11 protein-coding genes and 1 pseudogene are annotated in these 17,556 nt (G+C 40.0%); 2 read left to right on the top strand and 10 right to left on the bottom strand.

Going from position 1 to position 17,556, the window contains the following annotated elements:
• Positions 1 to 56: 56 nt before the first annotated feature.
• Positions 57 to 1,448: an alpha-amylase family glycosyl hydrolase gene (locus tag GW828_RS08720; protein ID WP_124014715.1), complete on the bottom strand. Its 1,392-nt coding sequence runs from the start codon at positions 1,446 to 1,448 to the stop codon at positions 57 to 59.
• 118 nt (positions 1,449 to 1,566) lie between these two features.
• Here GW828_RS08720 and GW828_RS08715 point away from each other — a divergent pair.
• Both GW828_RS08715 and GW828_RS08710 read left to right on the top strand, forming a co-directional pair.
• Positions 1,567 to 1,812 (top strand): annotated as a pseudogene (locus tag GW828_RS08715) (endonuclease III); the annotation flags it as partial.
• 478 nt (positions 1,813 to 2,290) lie between these two features.
• The gene (locus GW828_RS08710; RefSeq protein WP_182698583.1) at positions 2,291 to 3,286 is read left to right on the top strand and encodes a LacI family DNA-binding transcriptional regulator; all 996 of its coding nucleotides are present in this window, start codon (positions 2,291 to 2,293) and stop codon (positions 3,284 to 3,286) included.
• On the opposite strand, the gene GW828_RS08705 is transcribed toward GW828_RS08710, so the two are convergent.
• The 9 genes from GW828_RS08705 to GW828_RS08660 all read right to left on the bottom strand — a co-directional run bounded on the left by GW828_RS08705 (position 3,258) and on the right by GW828_RS08660 (position 17,437).
• Positions 3,258 to 4,472: an oligosaccharide MFS transporter gene (locus GW828_RS08705; protein ID WP_273058156.1), complete on the bottom strand. Its 1,215-nt coding sequence runs from the start codon at positions 4,470 to 4,472 to the stop codon at positions 3,258 to 3,260. The two genes, GW828_RS08710 and GW828_RS08705, sit on opposite strands and share 29 nt — an antisense overlap.
• Before the next feature lie 61 nt (positions 4,473 to 4,533).
• Positions 4,534 to 6,546: a glycoside hydrolase family 32 protein gene (locus GW828_RS08700; RefSeq protein ID WP_273058157.1), complete on the bottom strand. Its 2,013-nt coding sequence runs from the start codon at positions 6,544 to 6,546 to the stop codon at positions 4,534 to 4,536.
• Entirely contained in the window at positions 6,533 to 7,870 is a 1,338-nt protein-coding gene (locus GW828_RS08695) for a sugar porter family MFS transporter (protein ID WP_182756202.1), read from the bottom strand. Before GW828_RS08695 ends, GW828_RS08700 begins: the two co-directional genes overlap by 14 nt.
• Positions 7,871 to 7,994: 124 nt before the next feature.
• Positions 7,995 to 9,704: a RagB/SusD family nutrient uptake outer membrane protein gene (locus tag GW828_RS08690; RefSeq protein ID WP_273058158.1), complete on the bottom strand. Its 1,710-nt coding sequence runs from the start codon at positions 9,702 to 9,704 to the stop codon at positions 7,995 to 7,997.
• 33 nt (positions 9,705 to 9,737) lie between these two features.
• Positions 9,738 to 12,683: a SusC/RagA family TonB-linked outer membrane protein gene (locus GW828_RS08685; protein ID WP_273058159.1), complete on the bottom strand. Its 2,946-nt coding sequence runs from the start codon at positions 12,681 to 12,683 to the stop codon at positions 9,738 to 9,740.
• A gap of 1,034 nt (positions 12,684 to 13,717) precedes the next feature.
• Positions 13,718 to 13,867 (bottom strand): hypothetical protein, encoded by a 150-nt coding sequence (locus tag GW828_RS08680; RefSeq protein ID WP_182698577.1) that lies wholly within the window; start codon positions 13,865 to 13,867, stop codon positions 13,718 to 13,720.
• A 470-nt stretch (positions 13,868 to 14,337) separates the two neighbouring features.
• The gene (locus tag GW828_RS08670) at positions 14,338 to 14,883 is read right to left on the bottom strand and encodes a cyclophilin-like fold protein (RefSeq protein ID WP_220492610.1); all 546 of its coding nucleotides are present in this window, start codon (positions 14,881 to 14,883) and stop codon (positions 14,338 to 14,340) included.
• 45 nt (positions 14,884 to 14,928) lie between these two features.
• Positions 14,929 to 16,134: an MFS transporter gene (locus tag GW828_RS08665; RefSeq protein WP_273058160.1), complete on the bottom strand. Its 1,206-nt coding sequence runs from the start codon at positions 16,132 to 16,134 to the stop codon at positions 14,929 to 14,931.
• A gap of 196 nt (positions 16,135 to 16,330) precedes the next feature.
• On the bottom strand, positions 16,331 to 17,437 hold the full coding sequence (locus GW828_RS08660) for an alpha/beta hydrolase (protein WP_182723679.1): 1,107 nt from the start codon (positions 17,435 to 17,437) through the stop codon (positions 16,331 to 16,333).
• Positions 17,438 to 17,556 lie beyond the last annotated feature (119 nt).

Genomic DNA, 17,556 nt, shown 5'->3' with positions numbered 1-17,556 from the left:
TACTCGCATGATTATCTTAATTTGAAAACCTTAAATAGCCGCTTAACCTTTAATTATTACTGAACATAAACTCTATACTCCCAAGGCGCCAACTTAAGGCTTGTGTCTTCAGTAAGCGTTGCCTTTTGTTTGCTAAATAGCTCTGTATATACTCCAGCTGTTTGTGGCCCCATAAATTGAATATCTTGCTCTTTATCAGAAAAATTAATCACAACAAACACTTTATCTTTGGTATTTTCGCGTATAAAACTAAACACTTCAGTCGGGTTAGTATTATAAATACGTTCCATTCTCGCGCCATACTTGCCATGCCATAACGCACTATTTTGTTTCTGTAAAGCTAAGAGCTTCTGAATCAATGGCTTAAACTCATGCTCTTTCCATTTAATAGGATCTTTTTCGAAAAACTCAAGCCGCTTATTATTCCCAGCTTCAAGTCCATTATAAATTAATGGCATACCTTCACCGACAATAGACAATACAATAGCTGTCGCTACTTTTTCTTCACTACCATAACGTTCAAATACGGTACCTTCCCACGAATTAGCATCGTGATTTGAAACATACGTCATCCGGTAGCTATTTTTTGGGTAAGCTCCCTCATTCCATGAATAGTATACAAACAACCTATTTAGATCAGCGTGACCACTTAAAATATCATGAATAGCTTCCTGCCAAGACCATGCATAAGTAGCATCAAAAGCTTTAGCATGTAAATCCCGCATCTCCCATTCAGCTAACATAAAAACAGGCTTGATCGCGTCTAGCTCTGACCTAACGTTTTCCCAAAAATCTAGAGGAACAAAACCTGCTACATCACATCGATAACCATCAATGTTAGCTTCTTTGACCCAATACTTCATTGCATCAGTCATGTATTCACGCATTTCTGGTACGTTATAATCAAAGTCTATTATGTCTGACCAATCCCACCAAGGCGTAGGTTGAAAATTGCCTTGCGAATTTTTTGTATACCAATTTGGGTGCTTATGCCTTAATTCATTATCCCAGGCACTATGATTCGCGACCCAATCTAAAATAACGTACATACCTAATTCGTGAGCAGCATTAACAAAGCTTTTTAAGTCATCTAAAGTACCAAACTCAGGGTTAACACCGTAGTAATCTTTTACTGAATAAGGGCTACCCAGCGACCCTTTTCTGTTTTCTTCGCCAATCGGATGAATCGGCATTAACCAAAGAATATCGACGCCAAGTTCTTTTAATCGTGGTAGTTGATGCTCAGCGGCTGCAAATGTTCCTTCAGGCGTGAACTGTCGCGTATTAATTTGATAAAAACTTGCATTCTTACTCCACTGAGGATGCGTTAACTTCACATATTCTTGCGGAACATAATTTGAGGAAATATTCGTTGTCTTAGTTTTTTTACTTATATTAGTACAAGCACACAGCCCTAAAAGCAGTAATATGAGCGTAAGTTTTTTCATTTGTGGAACACCTTAAACGATTAAGTTCAAAGAATATACGATGTAGCGACATTATTTTAAACAGTCCATTAACATGAATACGAATGCAAACCTTTGCGCCTGTCTAGCATAATTACCTTTTGGCTGGCCAACCATTGCCATTGACACGCATATTTTTAGGTTAGCAAACCGGACTAAATTTGCCCCAGGCAAAAATGTCGATCAAGTTGAACTGAATATGCTTAAAGTGGTGCCGAATGAGTTTAAAGTGGATGTTCATCATTGGTTTATTCTTCACGGACGGTACACTTGCTTAGCCAGAAAACCCCGTTGCGGCTCCTGTATTATCGAAGACCTGTGTGAATTTAAGGATAAAACAGAGTAGTGAGATCCTTGGATTCTTTTTCTGCGGCTTTTAAGTTTTTGTTGCCCTAAAATTAAGGTATAGATTTTCGGTAATAGATAAATTCAAGCCTCTTTTCCTTTATTTTCTTCATTACATTGGCACTCAAACGAGTAACTATAATAATTAGCACTCGTTTGAGCACCATTATGTGACTATTTAATGTATAAAATTTTCGCTTAGCTTATTAATATCACTGAACATACACTCTATATTCCCAAGGTTTCAATTTAAAGCTTGTCTGTTGAGTAAGTTTACCTTTTTGCTTACTCAATAACGCTGTATATTCTCCAGATGTTTGTGGTCAAAAATCATCTGATTTAGCAATAAAAAATTTGGCTACAGTAAGCCAAGATTTATAGTTACTGCTTATATTTGTAATAAAACTATTATAAAAACACATAAATAAAATCTAATCAGCTGTTATACTCTAATGACTCAGAGAGGGTCTTATTCTAGTATGGTTACAATTAAGCAAGTGGCTGTCCACGCAGGTGTTTCATTCAAGACAGTATCGCGAGTGGTCAATAATGATCCAACAGTCAAAAAGATTAACCGCGAGAAGGTTCTTAAAGCAATAAAAGAATTAGATTATCGCCCTAATCGTGCGGCAAGCTTAACGCGACGTAAAAAATCAAACATTTACGCAATTATTGCTGATGAACTGCTTAGTGTTCCTTATACTTTCGATATTATTCGTGGTGCCCAAGAAATTGCTTGGCAGAAAAATAAAGAACTGTTGATCCTCAATGTTAACGAAACCCAAGCGAGTATAGACAGAGCTATCGAAAGCCTTTTAGAGTATCGCGTAGAGGGTGTTATCTATTCAGCAATGTATCATCGCCAAGTTGTAATCGCTGATGAACTAAAAAAAATCCCAACTATTTTAGCTAACTGCTTCCCTGCTTCAAATAACTTTCCTTGCGTAGTACCTGATGAGCAACAAGCCGGTGAAGATATTACCGATGCATTAATACGTAAAGGCTATCGCCGAATTGCTTTCTTAAACTTAAATGAGCATATAATTGCTGCCAAAGGTCGCAAACAAGGCGTTATAAATTCATTTAAAAAGCACGGCTTACCATTAGATGATTTACTCATTGAATCGGTTATTTTTTGTCAAGCCGATGGTAGTGATATTTCTACCTCGAGAGAATCTGCGGCGCGAGTGATAGACGAGTTTAAACCTGATGCTATTATATGCGGGCAAGATCCCATGGCGCTGGAAATTTATTTTGTTGTGCATGATAAAGGAATGGTAGTTGGTAAGGACATTGGTATTGCAAGTTTTGATGATTGGGGCAGTATTCCAGAATTATTACAACCAAATTTAACCACCATGGCATTACCACATCATGCGATGGGACGTTGGGCAATGGAGTATCTTATAGAGCAGCGCACTGATATTGTTCACCACCACTTACCGTTTAAATTGATTGCTCGCAATTCGTTTTAATAGCATCTGCCTTTAATGCAAAAAACGATAATACGATAAACACACAGATAACCAAACCCAAATATTGATAGGCTAACGCAAAGCCTACATGATCATATACAACGCCTACCCCGACGGCTAACATTGATGCCACCAATTGCGTAGTAAATTGAAAGCCAATAATATAGATCATCGCTGAATAGCGAGCGTCAAAATGCATATTTATATATTTAAATAACGCAATCAGCATCAGCGGTAATTCAATTGCGTGTAACAATTTCAATAAACTAATGCTGATAGGATCACTAACAACCCCCGAGCAATATATTCGCATCGCCATCAATACACCACTTAACAGCAACGAATTTTTAACGCCCAAATAATTCACCCATTTTACAGCTAAATACAAAATAACCGCTTCAAGGATAACTTGCGCTGAAGTTAAATAGCCAAAAATTTCTCGACCTTGCTCTGGGGTGTCAAAAAAAGAGGTGTAATAAATAGCAAATTGCTGATCAAATACCGCATAAATACAACTAACACCGATCACAAACACACTTAACCGCCACAGTCCTGCGATTTTAAAAAAGGCTTTAAGCTGTTTTACAGGAGTAAAAGTTCGAGAAGGCGCTATTTCACTCTGATTTTGTGCGACCTTAACAAAGGCTAAAAAACCTATTAAGCAAACCGCCGCAATGCTTGATAACCAATAATTTAAACTAGGGGATAAATTAAACGATAAACCGGCAAAGTAGCTTGCCATGGCCCAACCCAGTGACCCCCACATTCGAGCTTTACCAAATTCAAAGTTCGTCGAGCGACTTTGTTTATCAATATAACTTTCAAGCGTCCCTACTCCAGCTAAAAATGCACATGAAAAAACGGCACCGCCTAAAATAGCAGCCAGATAAAACTGCGTTTGTAGTAGTGGCGCGTATACATAACTAACAAACGGGCCAATCAACATGATGAAAAATGCAATGAAGTAAAGTAGTGTTTTTTGTAAACCGAGTTTATCTTGCAAAATGCCGTAGCAAGGCATCACGAGTAAAGCCATGATGGAATTAATACTAAAGATAATCCCGACTTTAGCACTATTGAGGCCTACTTCTTGACTAAGCCAAATAGGAAATAATGAAAAAGAAAAAGACCATGCCATAAAATAAACAAACAAAATGACACTTAAGAGTCGATAGTTGCTACTCATATATCGCATAGCCTTGGAGAAAGATTAATGACTCTATAATAATATAGAGTCATTTTGGAAGTTATTTTTCTATTGCTATATTATTTAACTTAACGTCACTAAGCGACAAAGGCTGCTCAGAACTTACTTGTATTTTATTGTAAGGAGAGGTTGGAAAAACAATCGAGGTCATAGAGCTAACCCCTTTATTTACAAACACTTCTACCGACGCTTTATCTACCCATATCTCAACATCGTAATACTCAAGGCCCTTTTGTAATGGGGCTGTTTGTAAAGATGCAAAACCATCTTCAAAGTCTTTTAAACCTGATTGTCTGCGATCAAGTACAAGTTGCCCTTGAGCTGGGTCTAGCTGCAGCTTAGTGTATTCACCCGTATCAGAGCTAAGCACGATATCAGTAACTTGCTCAGCGTTTGATAAACTAAAGCTCACCTTAAATTGCCCAGGTTCAACAGTAAAAAGCTCATCTAACTGATAGCTATTTGCACCAGTTAGGCTTGCCTTTTGTTGTGTGTTACTCAATAAACTATCGAGTTCTTTAATAGGCTGAGATGCTAAACGCACGCCACTTGCTGTTTGCAATAAGGTTAATTCTCTGGGAATCGTCATTGCACTGCGCCATACTTCAGTGGGTACTTGGTTTGCGTATTGCCAGTTACTCATCCACCCCATAAATAAGTGTCTACCGTCTTTGACATCAGAAAAAGTGACACCTGCATAATTATCTGTGCCGTAGTCTAACCATATTGAAGGTTCGTATCTTTCATTTGCTGCATTATCAGAAAATACGATATCAGCGATTTTTATATGCCCCCAATCACCTCGTTCATTGTCGACCACTTTAATATAAGCTTGCTGGCCTTTTAATTGACTCACGTTCCATGAACGCTCTGTCATAGTACCGGTATTATTTCCGCTTGCGGTTTTAACAATCTCGCCATTAACTAACAACTGTATTGCGGTACTATTGTGATGCTTTCCGCCTGCAATCTTGAAGTTAATGAAATCATGATCGATCGCAAATGATGTTGAGGTTAATGTGCCAATTGCCTTATCAGAACCTTTAAAAGAACTGGCAATCGTATTTGCTGGTTGATCATTAACTATATGGAATGCATCACCAGATACTTGCCAATTTTTTAAACCACTCTTGAAATTAGAAAAATCAAGTCCTTGGGGGAAAACGGCTGGCGTTGCGGTAAGCATTTTTTGATAATCACTATCAAGTACAAATTTTTCACCGTCGAAATCGCCGACAAAGTATTGTGTACCAGAGCCGCCATTTGGCGCGCCTGGGTTGATGCTCACTAATAAAACATATTTATATTCATCTGTGCCTTCAATACGCACGCGAATAAGGTCTGGACACTCCCATACACCTGCGTGACTTCCCCAATCGGCGCCAAAGTTACTTTCAAATTGCCATGTTTTTAAATCTTTTGAGCTGTAAAAGCCAATATGATCATCTTGGGCCAATACCATGACCCACTGCTGGGTATCCTCATGCCAACTTACTTTAGGATCACGAAAATCACGGATCCCAGGGTTTTTTAATACCGGATTATTAGCGTATTTTTTCCATGTACGACCTTTATCGGTGCTATATGCTACGCCTTGGGTTTGAAAATCAATCGCCCCCAGTGCAGCCTTTTTATCATCGTGATAAGTAAATATAGCCACTAATGGTGGATTTTCTTTAGTGCCAAAGCCGCTACTATTTTGCCAATCAACCACCGCACTACCGGAGAAGATAGTACCGTGCTCATCAGGAAACAGCTTAATGTCTTGATGCTGCCAATGAACCATATCTTTACTAATTGCATGTCCCCAATGCATTGGCCCCCATACAGATGAATCAGGATTATGCTGGTAAAACAGATGATATTCACCTTGGTAATAAACCATACCGTTAGGATCATTCATCCAATGCTTTTTAGGGGTAAAATGAAAAGCGGGACGAAACACCTCTTTGCTAGGTTTATCTACACCCTCAAGGGCAGTTTGTTCAGTTTGATTTGTCATGCTACATGCTGCCAAAAATGATGAAATTAACACTAAATTAACGGTTCGCATCTAATGCTCCATGCTTATTATTGGTATCTAATGAAATTGCTTCTAAAGACCGTCCTTTTGTTTCTGGCATAAACCACGCAACAAAAATTAACTGCCCTAACATCATTAACGTAAAGAAAGTGAACACTTCAGTGGCACTAAAGCGCTCTAAGAAAAATGGCATAAGTAAAGTGATTGCTGCGGCAAAAAACCAATGCGTACCTGAGCCCAAAGACTGACCTTTTGAACGTACATTATTAGGAAATATTTCTGCAATGAAGACCCAAATAACGGTACCTTGGCCAATGGCATGAGCGGCAATAAATACAAATACAAACGCTACAACCGTTAAGCCGCCAGAATCCGTACTAAACGCCCATGCCACCACCGAAAGAGAAATAACATAGCCAATTGAGCCTATATACATCAGCGCACGGCGACCATACTTATCAATCAATGATAAACCTAGCATGGTAAAACATAAGTTAACCACACCGATCCCTGCGCCTGAAAGTAATGATTGATTTACATCCAAACCAGCAAGTTCAAATACACGCGGGGCATAATAAATAATAAAGTTAATGCCTGATAATTGATTAAATGCGGCAAATAAAAATGCAAATAATATGGCCTTATTGTAACTACCACCAAATAGCTTTGATTGACTGTTGTGTAACTTGTCGCGCTCAATTTCATTTAATACTTGGTCAGGATCTTCTTCACCTAAGGTAACTAAAATGGAACGCGCTTTGGTTCTCTGATTTTTCTTTTGCACTAACCAACGTGGGCTTTCAGGTGCCTTAATGATCATTAACAAATAAGCTAAGGCAGGTATTGCCTCCACACCTAACATTAAACGCCAATCAATTGAGGATGTACCTGCAATTAAAAAATTAGAAACAAACGCGACTAAGATACCAAATACAATTTGGAACTGATAAAGCGCAACCAAACGGCCACGGAACTTAGCTGGAGCAATCTCAGAAATATAGGCAGGTACAACAATTGAAGAAATCCCCACTCCCACACCGCCAATAAATCGCAATAAAGCAAAGCTGTAAACTTCAGGAGCCATGGCAGAGCCAAGTGCCGAAATAAAAAATAACACCCCGACTAAAATCAATGTGGGTTTTCTCCCCCACTTATCGCATGGGTAATTACCGGTTAATGCACCAAGTAGTGTCCCCCATAAAGCCGAAGACATAATAAAAAGACCATGAAATAACGAACTCGTATTCCATAATGCTTGAATAGGTTTATCAGCACCGGATATAACCGCGGTATCAAAACCAAATAAAAATCCAGCAACTGCAACAGTCGCTGACCAGTAAATAATTTTTTTCATAATCGCTCTTAACACGTTAAATTTAAAAGGTGGGCCGAAACCCACCATTAATTAGTAACCTGAGTTTTGTGTATACAAACCACCGCTATTAATCACCTGAGTTTGTGTATACAAGCAACCGCTATTAATAACCCGGGTTTTGTGTATACAACCCACCACTTAAAATCATTTGCTGATTCGGAATAGGTAAATACTCATCACGACCTTTAGTGAAAACAGCATCGGCCAAATAAGGTTTGCGTAACGCTTCAATTGCTAAATAACTATCAATCGTTTCTTTCGCTATTCCCCAACGCACTAAGTCAAAAAAGCGATGTCCTTCAAGCCCTAATTCTAAACGTCGCTCAAAGCGCAATGCCTCTCTTGCTTGCTCTTTAGAAACAAAACTTGTATATGAGCCAATATTATAAATACTGGCGTTGTGTAATTTACCGGTGCTATTTTTAGCGCGCTCACGAATGCGATTGATGATTGGCAATGCTTCGTCATACCGATCTAACTCAATTAACGCTTCTGCTTTCCAAAGTAATACATCAGCGTAACGAATGAGCGGTGTATTTAATGAAAAGATAGGAAATGGTCCATTCTGACCACGACAACTACAATCTGGGTGTTCAAGATCCTTCATCGCTGTAAAGTTGCCATATATCCCCGGAGCTCGAGCCCAACTATCACCGCCGTGGATCAAATTCTCGTCATATTTAAATGGTTTACCTTCCATCGCCACAGTATGATCTAGGCGAGGATCAACGGCATCGGTCACCTTGTCGTAATTGAAATCGTTAAAAGTGTCAAATAACGGTAAGCCTTGTTGATCTGTTTTAAACGCATTGACAAAATTTTCTGTTGGTACATGGAAACCACAGCAACCAAATCCTCCAGCCAATGGGGCATTTAATGCACTAGGCCAGCTTCCACGTCCATCTGGCGAACCGTCATTTAAAGAACGCTGAATAGCGAATACTGATTCTTTGCCATTTTCACTTTCAAACAAAAAGTTATTCGCGTAATCATCAAATAAGCCATATACGCCCGCCTGTTCAATTTCATTAACCAGAGCGACCACTTTTACAAGTTTATCTTTATTAATATTGATAACTTGATGTAACTCATTCTGCTCATAAGCCTGGTAGAGCAATGCTTTAGCTAAATATGCCTTAGCAGATAACGCTGAAGCTCGCCCGACATCTTTTTGAGTTTGTGGTAAATGATTGGCAGCAAACTCAAAATCAGCAGCAATTTTATCCCATAACTCCTGATCGCTCAGATCACTATTAGTCGTGAGAAGTATCTGATCTTGTGTCATTGTTTCATCAATCCACGGGATATGTTTATGATGTATTTTTAAATCAAAGTAGAAAATGCTGCGAATAAACCGCAGTTCGGATTGTTTTGCAGCACTGTCTTCAATTGCATCTGGCGCATTTGCGATTACCGCTAATGCTGAGTTGACTCTTGAAATACCGGTGTAATTACGCACCCATTTTTTGTTGTTCAAATCAATCAAATCTGGCGGGAATGACTCCATATCAGGCACTACTGGCTGATATAAAGACAAAGCATGATAAGCAAAAATATCACCAGGTCCATTACCGCCTTTATGGGCGTCTCCTGCGCGTAAATTCCCCGTCGGCCATAAAAAGTTAGGCGCGGTATAATGATCGTTACCTAGATATGAGTAGGCTGCGATGATCAACGCATCTACATTTTTACTGTTAGAAACTTGTTCTTCGGTCAATACCCCTGAAGGTGCAACATCAAGATCAGAACCACCACACGAAGCTAAAAAAAGAGCAAATGTAGTTGCTGAAAATAGCGTTTTTATTTTATTCATAATAAGTGCTCGTATCGTTTTTGTTTTAATAAATCAAAAAGTGAGGTTCACGCCTAACGTGAAACGTTTAGGATTTGGGAAGGTTCCGTTCGGAGTTTCAGGATCCTGAGTTAACGTCCCTGATGGCGTAATGGTCAATAAGTTACTTCCCTGAAAATAAATTCGTGCAGAACTTATACCGTAGTGACTTAACCACTGTTCATCGGGGGTATACCCTATAGATAAATTGCGCAATTTAAGATAGGTACCCTCTTCCCAAAATAAGCTTGATTGACGACCCTCACCATTGTTATCAATTGCAGTTAACGCAGGAACATCGGTATCAGTATTGCTGCTTGACCAAGCATTAAGAACACGATCGCCATAGTTAGAACCTATGTTGAGTGATGTAAAGTCTGTGAATCCACGCCAACCATTTCGAATTTGACCTCCTTTAACACCTTGCCAGAACATAGTGAAATCCCAGCTTTTGTATTTAAAGTTCATATTCATGCCATAGATAAAATCAGGATCGGTATCGGCAAAAAATGTTTGGTCGTTTTCATTAATAACACCATTGCCATCAAGATCCTGCCAACGAACTCTTCCTAAGCCAGCACCTGATTGAACAGCGTGAGCATCGATTTCACCTTGATTTTGAAATAAACCGTCGGCAACGTAGCCATAAACTGAATTAATAGAATGGCCAACAATTGTCTTATCAGCGCCATTGCCGCCAAAGGAGTTAACAACATCTTTTGGAAGGGAAACAACTTTATTTTTAGCGGAAGAAATATTGAAGCTTATATCAACATCAATATCATCATCTAGGCTATCGAATGAAAGGTAATCTGCGTAGCCAATTATAAATTCGAAACCTGAGTTTTCTATTGTGCCACCATTAACCCACTGCTGAGCGCCTTCACCTAGCGTCGCAATAGGGTTGGTAAGAGTTAAGATATCTTCAGTGGTTTTTTCAAACCAATCAATGCTGCCGTAAATCGTGTCGTAATGCATGCCAAAATCAATGCCAATATTTTTTTGCGTTGAAGTTTCCCACTTTAGATCATCATTACCTGTTTGAGCTTTGACAAAACCTGAAGGTAAGGTGCCGCCATTAGCGCCGCCGATATCATAAGCGGTGCCTTCATCTTGCTGATCAGTGAATAAAGACTGTGTTGCATATCGACTTAAATACGTTGTATATGTTGCATCTGTAGGAATTTCTTGGTTACCCGTTTTACCCCAACTAGCTCGTACTTTTAAGGTGCTTAAAAACTCGAAGTCATAAAATGATTCGTTGCTAATGACCCATCCCGCTGAAGCAGCTGGAAAATTACCGTAACTATTATTACTACCAAACCGAGATGAACCATCGCGACGAATAGTGAGCCCAGCGAGGTAGCGATCATCAAAGTTATAATCCATACGAGCAAAGTAAGAATCGAGTGTCCACTTATCACCATCACCTTCAACACGTACGTCTCCAGTTGCTTGTGATAAATGAGCATAATCACGATCATCAGAGGCAAAACCTGAACCAAAACCAACAGAGCCTTCATACTCATAATCGATTTGTTCTGTACCGGCTAAAAAGGTAAAACTGTGATTATCACCAACATCTAATTTATACTCTGCAGTGTTAGTCCAACTAAAACTACTATTCCAGTTTTCAGTAACTGAAAGTTGATCTCCGTAGTTTAATGAGCCAGCTTGAAACGCACGAGTATAGTTTCTGAAGTAGTATTGTCCGTAATCAAGTCCAACAGTACTTTTTAGCGTTAACCCATCAATTAATTCATATTCAAAAAAGATATTACCCATTAGTTTATTAAACCGACTGACATTATCGCGGTTCATTTCAATTATTCTAACTGGATTATCGCGGTCCGTGACACCAGGAACAGGGCCACCCCAGCCGCCTTCATCATTGTAAACGGGCACAATAGATTGTTGCTCTATTGCCAGCCCTAGAATTTCACTAGCTCTCGCATTGATGAGATTTGACTCTTGATTAGTAACAGTGAAGTTTTCGCCAATTTTTAATTTGTCGGTTAATTGGTAATCCGAATTAACTCGAAAACTAATTCGTTCAAATTCCGAACCATCAACAACACCTTCAGAATTGAAATAGCCTAAAGAAGTATAAATAGAGGCATTTTCTGAACCTCCTGATAAAGAAATGTTAAGGTCACTAACTTTAGCTGTACGGGTTACCTCATCAAACCAATTAGTGTCTGCAGGACGCTGTACTTGTTGAGGATCGGTATAAGTAGGTAAGATCACCGCGTTTAATTGGGGGTTACTGAAGTCACCATTCCAATCATAACGATATAGCGAACTGGCTGAATTTGGATTTGAACCATCATTAACAGCAGCTTGCCATACAGCTTGTCCACGTTGTTGGGTATTAAGCGGATTTAGATCATAGCTATAGTCATCTTGAGATTGGTTAGCAGAGAAATTAAAATCAAGTCCCTCATGACCTTTTTTCGTTGTAATGACTATCACGCCATTACCAGAACGTGCACCAAATATACTAGCAGCGGCTGCGTCTCGTAAAACCTGAATATCAGCAATATCATGGCTATTAAGTTCATGCATTCCTGACTTAGTAGGAATACCATCAATAACATATAGAGGGTCATTATTGCCTAATGGCCCTAAACCTTGGCCACGTATCCTTACCGTTGCAGTAGACTCCGGTGAACCATTAGTTGAAATTTGTAAGCCAGGTACTCTCCCCTGCAAGTTTTGCATTATATTACCCGAAGGCATATCAACTACATCGTCTAACTTAACAGAACTTACAGCACCTGTTAGGTCCTTTTTTTTAACACTGCCATATCCATAAGACACTTCGATAACTTCTATATCGTCATCCTCAGGAGGCTCTTGTACTTGTTCTTGTTGAGCTGCTAAAGAACTGTATGGCAAGAGCAAGCCTATTAATACAGCACTTACGCTCGCAGTAAGTGGCTTTTTACGAAACCTTTGCATTATGTGTGTCCCCAATTGATCAAATTAATTAATGTTGATATTACTCACTACAAATTAACAACGTTGTCTTTTTTTTGTTTTTAGGCTAGTTATCAAAGTCTACATATTAGAATATTTATTCAAATTCGAAGTAGCTTTTGCTGATTTAAACAACGTTGTCTTTTTAACATCAAAGAAACTAAGTTTCAACATATATTGCAAACTTTATGTATAATTCTATTTATTTTATTACCAAGATAGTCAATCTGTGCGGTTAGATAAACTCATTAATCTGCTGATGAGATAACGTTGAAGTTGCTCCGTGACATTGAGCTCACATAGCCCCAACCGCACATGCAAAATCAATCCCTTGCTGTGGTGATTTATTAAGACAAAGTTGATAACCAAGCGCCAATAAGAAGTAATATAGAGCAAAAACAGTGTTATAGACGTTTGTGGAATAACCTAAATTATAGTAATGCTTACCCTTAACCGGCAATAAATCGCTATGGCGCCGTTTAGTAACACATAAATAGTCTGTGTCTGTTTGGCTATAAATGCTCAGTTTTGTTCGAGTGATTGATATTGACTACCCCTTGATTGGTACAGGATCTTATAGCGACTTTGTTTTCGTGATCCTGGAGTATTTTTCAATAAACAAACTAATAACTATTGAATATTGTTAACAAGTCGGTATGACGCAGATGCAGTAATTGCCCTATATACGGCTAATAAACCACTTAACTTTGAAGTACCTGATTGGGTAAGATTTGAAAATGGACAAGCAATTATTTATTCCGACCAAAACGATAATAAACCAGATGTAAAATATTGAGCAAAAAGTGAAAATACATGGTTCTCTGGCCAATACCCTGCGCAAGAAGGTGAATTTTTATGCAGGTAGGACTGCTAGCCCGCCGACGTAAACTCTCATGTTTGGTTGGGCAGCTCATAAGAATACACGCTCTAATATAGGCAATGCTGATTTTGGTGGTGACTTAGCAATATATAAAGCCTCAATGACTACGTTTCACTTTATCAATACATTTATTACGTTAAATACTATGAGAGCCTAGCGACTTACCGTAACTGCGACACTTAAACACATCAATACCAGATAATATGCCAACAAACTTTTGTGAGTCTTTAGTGGCGCCGCGCTTAGACCCGTCAGCAACTAAATAATTAACCTCAGCTTTATTCATCAATGGCGGGTAGTTGTCTTCAAGAACGTAATCCCGCCCCTACTTTGGCATTGAGCTTACCAATCAGTACTCGGCGCTTTACTGCTTTATAAACATGCACCCAATTATAGTGAACAGTCCCAGCACCAAACTAACCATTAATTAACTCAGCGATTTTTACACCATAGCCTTTTTAAACAGCTCAATTTTCAAAAATCATGGTTTTATTATGAGGCTCAAACTCAAACTATCTTTTGTCGTCATTCCACACCACCCAACTAGGCGGCTTAACAAATTCGCCTCAGGTAAAATGTCGATCAAGTTGAACTGAATATGCTTAAACTGGTGCCGAGTGAGTTTAAAGTTGATGTTTATCATTGGTTTATTATTTACAGACGTTACACTTGTTTCGCCAAAAAACCGGTTGCGATTCTTGTATTAACGAAATGTTGTGTGTATTGAAAGATAAAACCGACAGAAAAGCATTGAAACTAGTTGGCCGATTTTGTAAATATCAGCGTGACATCACCTTGTCCTAATTGTTGCGACAAGCCTGAAGTATCATCGATATGCCCAATACGCGTGTATGAGTATGAGGTATTAACCTTCTTGTAGAATACAACCATAGTGCGAGAGCCCCACAGCATCAGATCGCCATTGTTGATCGTCACAGGTTGATACGGATCAGTTGATAATGATTTTGGTAACTCGGCATGCTTTTCGTTACTGTTAAGATCGTCCATGTCGAGAGTCAGTGGTAGCATGGCAGCAAATTCACGTGCTGCGCTGGTGTTGGCTAAGGTTGCTTTGAAACGATGATCTCCTATGGTTATCCACATATGCGAACTCTCCAGTTTAATGGCTGTGTGTTTAGTTGCGATAGGACTTGCCGTTAACTCAGTTGCATAGCTGCTATCGAGTGTTAAAAAAAACAGTACTAATAGCCCAATTGGTTTGATGAATGCTAAGCGCTGATGAGGTGCTATTATGAATAAGGTGTTGACCTTATGTATGTTGACAGCAACAGGGTTATTCATAATAGCGGCCTCGTAAATTTTATTGTTTGAATAGACGGATATATTTTAGTGTACTCGTGTGCGATAGGCTTGAAACGCCAGAAAAGCGCCAATGAGTAATACTGCTGCGCTTGCAATAAAAGTGCTTTGGTAGCCATCTGCATCGAAAAGTATTCCTCCGACAGTAGAGCCTAGGGCAATAGATAATTGCGCTACTGCCACCATCAAACCGCCACCGGCTTCAGCATTATTTGGCATCGCTTGCGCAAGCCAAGTCCACCACGCAACAGGTGCCGCGGTTGCAACCAGTCCCCACAGTGCAAGTAGTATTGCGACAATGAGTACATTGTTGCCGAAGGGGATCAGTGCGACGGCAATCATCGCCATAAAAGCAGGAATGCCGACAAGCAAACCATATAAAGTGCGTTTTAAGATTGTACTAATGATTAACGTGCCGATAAGCCCTGAAAATCCAATGGTAAGCAACAGCAGAGATAATGTAGATACGCTGGTATGGGTGACAGTTTCAAGGAAGGGTCTCAGGTAAGTAAATAATGCAAACTGCCCCATAAAGAAAGCACCGCATCCAGCCATGCCATAGGCAACAGCACGATTGTTAAGTGCCTTAAGAATATTCTTGGAACCTGAAGAGCTCACCTCAGTTTTCATTGCAGGTAATGCCTGCCATTGCCATATCAAGGTAATGAGCGCGATAGGAATAAGCACTAAAAAGGTACCACGCCAGCCTATAAAAGAGCCTAAATAACTGCCCAATGGCGCAGCGATAACCGTTGCTAACGCATTACCTCCATTGAAAACAGCCAATGCTTTAGGGACTTTATTAGGCGGCACTAATCGAATAGCCATCGCAGCTGACATTGACCAGAATCCGCCAATGACTACGCCTAGGACTCCGCGACCAAGCATATAAGTTAGGTAGTTTGGAGCCAGCGCTACAATGGTTCCAGAGATCCCCATCAAAATAGTTAATATTAACATTAACTTTTTGCGGTCCATGGTGCCGATCAGCGTAGGAAGTAATAAGCTGGTTAGCACGGCAAAGGCGCCGGATATTGCAATACCTTGGCCAGCCATTCCTTCAGTGATCTGTAAGTCGCTGGCAATGGGAGTTAGCAGGCTAACTGGCATAAATTCGAAGGCGATAAGCGTGAATACGCATAAAGACATTGCAAAAACGCCACTCCAGTGAGCGGTAGTATTTGCCGTATCAGAGGGTGTTCCATCATAGGTATCAGATGTAGTGGATTTCATAGATTTTTTAGTTACGCCTCGGTTTTACAAAAGTGCTATGCGTGCTCAAATAGCCCACATGGTTTAGGAAATACTGCTTAGTTAACTAAATCGTAAGTGTGGGCATTAAACATGATGCGGATTGACTTCATTAGTTAATAGGGCAAAAGGTTTACCTTGTGCCCTTCTCATCTCACTTCAAATACCCCACTATTTATTAAGCGAGGTGTTGCTTGAAGAAGCTTGTGAGCTTCTCGAACGGAATGACATCCACTTGATCATATAAATCAACATGGCTTGCGCCTGGAATAACCATCAACTCTTTTGGTTCAGCCGCATTCTCATAGGCTGTTTTAGCCATGTAGAGCGAGTGGGCTTTTTCACCATGGATAAACAACACCGGACGAGGAGAAATCTCAGAAATATAGGTCAATAAAGGCATGTTCATGAACGACAATGGCGTCGTCTGTGACCAAGCGTTACCTGAGTTGACCGCACGTGGATGGTAGCCTCGTGGTGTCATGTAATAATCATGATAGTCGAGCATAAATTGCGATTCGCCGCCTTTTAACACGTTGTAAGACGGCTGATAGGCTGGTGTGCCTTTCTCTGCATCTTGCCAACGTTGCTGACTCAGTTGCTCTAGAGTTTGTGTGCGTTGTTCTAGGGTAACACTGTCGTTATAGCCTTTTGACATAACACGCGTCATATCATACATAGTGCTTGCTACAACGGCTTTAACACGTTTATCGACCGCGACGGCATTTAATGCCATACCGCCCCAACCACAAATGCCGATCATCCCGATGCGTTCACGATCCACATTGGCTTGCATACCAATACAATCTACCGCAGCGCTAAAGTCTTCCGTATTGATGTCTGGCGAGGCAATATTGCGAGGTTCGCCGCCACTTTCACCTGTGTATGAGGGGTCAAAAGCAAGGGTGACAAAGCCTTGTTTTGCCATTATTTGCGCATACAGACCCGATGATTGCTCTTTCACCGCACCAAAAGGGCCACCTACGACGATAGCAGGCAGCTTGCCAGTGCTGTTTTTCGGCTGATAAAGATCAGCGGCAAGGGTTATGCCATAGCGGTTTTTGAAAGTGACTTTTTTATGATCGACCTTGTCACTTTTAGCAAATTTTTTGTCCCACTCATCGGTTAGTGCAATTGATGATTGAGCAAAAGCTTGGCCAGTGGTTAGCGAGGCAACCCCTAGCGCAACAATACCTGCACCAGTCATCTTCATCATATTGCGACGTCCTTCATTAGGCATATCTTGTTCAGTAGTAATCTTGGTCGTTTCAGTATGTATATCCATGGTTATTCTCCGGACAAGTTAAAATTTTGGCTGAGACTGTTGAGCTCACGCTCACAAAACGGTAGTTAACATCACCTTTAAGTAATTGTTCATAGGCTGTATCTGATTTACCCAGCCTT

Origin of the sequence: Shewanella vesiculosa, assembly GCF_009994065.1 — a bacterium.
Lineage (GTDB): Bacteria > Pseudomonadota > Gammaproteobacteria > Enterobacterales > Shewanellaceae > Shewanella > Shewanella vesiculosa.
This window is presented reverse-complemented; position numbering and strand designations above follow the sequence as displayed.

Bases quoted from the DNA above. Each gene is read 5' to 3' on its own strand.
- GW828_RS08705 (WP_273058156.1), bottom strand. From the start codon at position 4,472: ATGAGTAGCAACTATCGACTCTTAAGTGTCATTTTGTTTGTTTATTTT.
- GW828_RS08680 (WP_182698577.1), bottom strand. From the start codon at position 13,867: ATGAATAAAGCTGAGGTTAATTATTTAGTTGCTGACGGGTCTAAGCGC.
- GW828_RS08670 (WP_220492610.1), bottom strand. From the start codon at position 14,883: ATGAATAACCCTGTTGCTGTCAACATACATAAGGTCAACACCTTATTC.
- GW828_RS08720 (WP_124014715.1), bottom strand. From the start codon at position 1,448: ATGAAAAAACTTACGCTCATATTACTGCTTTTAGGGCTGTGTGCTTGT.
- GW828_RS08710 (WP_182698583.1), top strand. From the start codon at position 2,291: ATGGTTACAATTAAGCAAGTGGCTGTCCACGCAGGTGTTTCATTCAAG.
- GW828_RS08690 (WP_273058158.1), bottom strand. From the start codon at position 9,704: ATGAATAAAATAAAAACGCTATTTTCAGCAACTACATTTGCTCTTTTT.
- GW828_RS08700 (WP_273058157.1), bottom strand. From the start codon at position 6,546: ATGCGAACCGTTAATTTAGTGTTAATTTCATCATTTTTGGCAGCATGT.
- GW828_RS08660 (WP_182723679.1), bottom strand. From the start codon at position 17,437: ATGGATATACATACTGAAACGACCAAGATTACTACTGAACAAGATATG.
- GW828_RS08695 (WP_182756202.1), bottom strand. From the start codon at position 7,870: ATGAAAAAAATTATTTACTGGTCAGCGACTGTTGCAGTTGCTGGATTT.
- GW828_RS08685 (WP_273058159.1), bottom strand. From the start codon at position 12,683: ATGCAAAGGTTTCGTAAAAAGCCACTTACTGCGAGCGTAAGTGCTGTA.
- GW828_RS08665 (WP_273058160.1), bottom strand. From the start codon at position 16,134: ATGAAATCCACTACATCTGATACCTATGATGGAACACCCTCTGATACG.